The 2,384-nt window shown below is 46.7% G+C and carries 2 protein-coding genes; both read right to left on the minus strand.

Translation table 11 applies throughout. The features are described 5' to 3' along the window. A partial coding sequence (locus OEM52_14910; protein ID MDK9701424.1) for a sigma-54 dependent transcriptional regulator occupies positions 1-1,079 on the minus strand: 1,079 nt, incomplete at its 3' end. Positions 1,080-1,292: 213 nt separating this feature from the next. Further along, positions 1,293-2,384 (minus strand): T9SS type A sorting domain-containing protein (locus OEM52_14915; GenBank protein MDK9701425.1); only part of this gene is annotated, 1,092 nt, incomplete at its 5' end.

A 2,384-nucleotide genomic window follows, 5' to 3' on the forward strand; every position in this document is an offset into this window, starting at 1 on the left:
TCTCGGATGTTTTTTTCCGATATTCCCAATAAACGAGCAGCCTCACTGCGATTGTGATTTGCTAATTGAAGGGCTTGCTCGATGATACTTTTCTCGAAAGCTTCTACCAACCCAAACAGTTCACCTTTTTTTAGAGGAAAGTGGATACTTTCCCTTAGCAAATCCGAGGGGAGTGCTTCCGATTCATCTCTTTGTATTTCAATGCTTTCATTTTTTCTTGTTGATTCACTTCCTGCATTTTGATTCCGAATTGACTGGGTTTCCGATTCTGCCACCGGCTCAGGTTCCGAGCTCTTTTGTGAAGAATTATCAGGAGTTAAACTAACCGGGAGATCAGTCTCATCGATCAACTCGCTCTCTGAGACAACGACTGCGTGTTCAATGGCATTTTCCAGTTCACGAACATTGCCAGGCCAATCGTGTCGCATTAAACGTTGCCAAGCCGTTGCATTTAGACCGCGGATCGTTTTGCTATTTTGCTTTGCGTAATATTTGAAATAGTAGTTGACCAAGGGACGGATGTCACGCCGACGATGTCGTAGCGGGGGGATTTTTACCGTGATTACGTTGATTCGGTAGAATAAATCTTCACGAAACTTGCCACTCTTAATATAGTCCGGCAAATCGCGGTGGGTAGCGGCAACGATTCGGACATCCAATTGAATTTCCGTACGACCACCAACCCGCTGAATCCGTTGATCCTGAAGGAAACGCAACAGTTTCACCTGCGCATTCAGAGGTAAATCGCCAATTTCGTCGATAAAGAGTGTTCCACCATTTGCCCGCTCGAATAGCCCGACCCGTGAACTATCAGCCCCTGTGAAAGCGCCGCGCTCATGACCAAACAGCTCCGATTCCAATAGTGTTTCCGGTATGGCGGCACAATTGACACTGACAAAGGGGGCATCGCAACGGGGTGAGGAGTCGTGTAGTAGCTTAGCGATACGCTCTTTGCCTGTTCCCGATTCGCCTAACAAAAGGACGGTTGCTCGACTGGGGGCAGCGCGTTGGATGAGGGTAACAACTGCTTCCAGTTCCCCCGATTCGTAGATGAGTTCTTTTGGTTCGTGTGGTTTCATAGTTCGACCAATTCGTCGTACTTGTGATTTTCCAAAAGTAACTCACAAAGAACCAAGAAGCAAGCCTCTCTCTTCACGATTCGACAAAATATACGAGCGACACTGTTAGTTTTGGTTGTGAGTATAGGCGAACCGGTGTTCGCCCAACAAGAAAGGGGCGTATGCCATACGCCCCTCCCGATACCCGAACCCCGAATTCCGAGCCCCCAAACCTTACTTCAACAACACCATCTTTTGCGTTCGGGAAAACTCACCCGATTGCAATCGCACAAAGTAGGTTCCAGTGGAAAGGGTGGTGCCATCGAGTGTGACTTTATACGAACCCGGATTCTGATGAAAATTCACGAGGGTTGCGACTTCACGACCGGAAATATCGAATACCTTCAAGTCGACTTTTCCCGTTTTCGGAATCGTGTATTCGATGGTGGTTGTCGCATTGAATGGGTTGGGGTAATTGGGTTTCAGGTAAAATTCTTTCGGAGCTTCTATCCCTACATGTTCCACAACACCAACACAACCCGAGCAATCGTAGATGCCGAATTCTTCTCTTGCAGCAACGAAAGAAGTGCTACCAACAACTGCAACACCGAGTGCGACATCCTGAGTAATGTAGAAACCAACCTCCCTTGGACTCTCAGTATTACTAATGTTGATGATCCTTAGACCATACTCGATATTAGCAACAAAGGCGTAGTTACCGAAAACCGCTACACCGACAGCATCACCCGGCGTATCGCAAAAACCAACTATAATGGGATTTGCTGGATTGCTAACATTGATAATCCGTAATCCTGACCTATCTGCGACATAGGCGTAGCTACCTACTACTGCGACATCTACTGACCAACCTGGCGTATCGCAAAAACCAACTTCAGTGGGATTCGTCGGATTGCTGATATTGATAATCCGCAAACCTGTAAAATTGTCTGCGACATAAGCGTAGCTGTCAGCTATAGTTACACCATAAGAAAAACCTGGTGTATCGTAAAAACCGACAGATGTGGGATTTTCGGGATTGCTAAGATTGATGATCCGCAATCCCAATGACCCATCTGCGACATAGGCGTAGCTACCCGCTACCGTTACACCCCAAGCAACCCCCGGTGTATCATAAGAACCAACTTCCGTGGGATTCGTCGGGTTGTTAACATTGATAATTCGCAATCCAAAACTGTCGTCGGCAATATAAGCGTAGCTTCCTGAAACTTTTATTCCGCGCGCTAACCCCGGAGTATTACAAAATCCGACTTGAGTGGGATTTGTAGTATTACTGACATTGATGATCCGCAATCCCCAAGTATAATT

It is taken from the genome of bacterium (assembly GCA_030247525.1).
Classification (GTDB): domain Bacteria; phylum Electryoneota; class JAOADG01; order JAOADG01; family JAOADG01; genus JAOTSC01.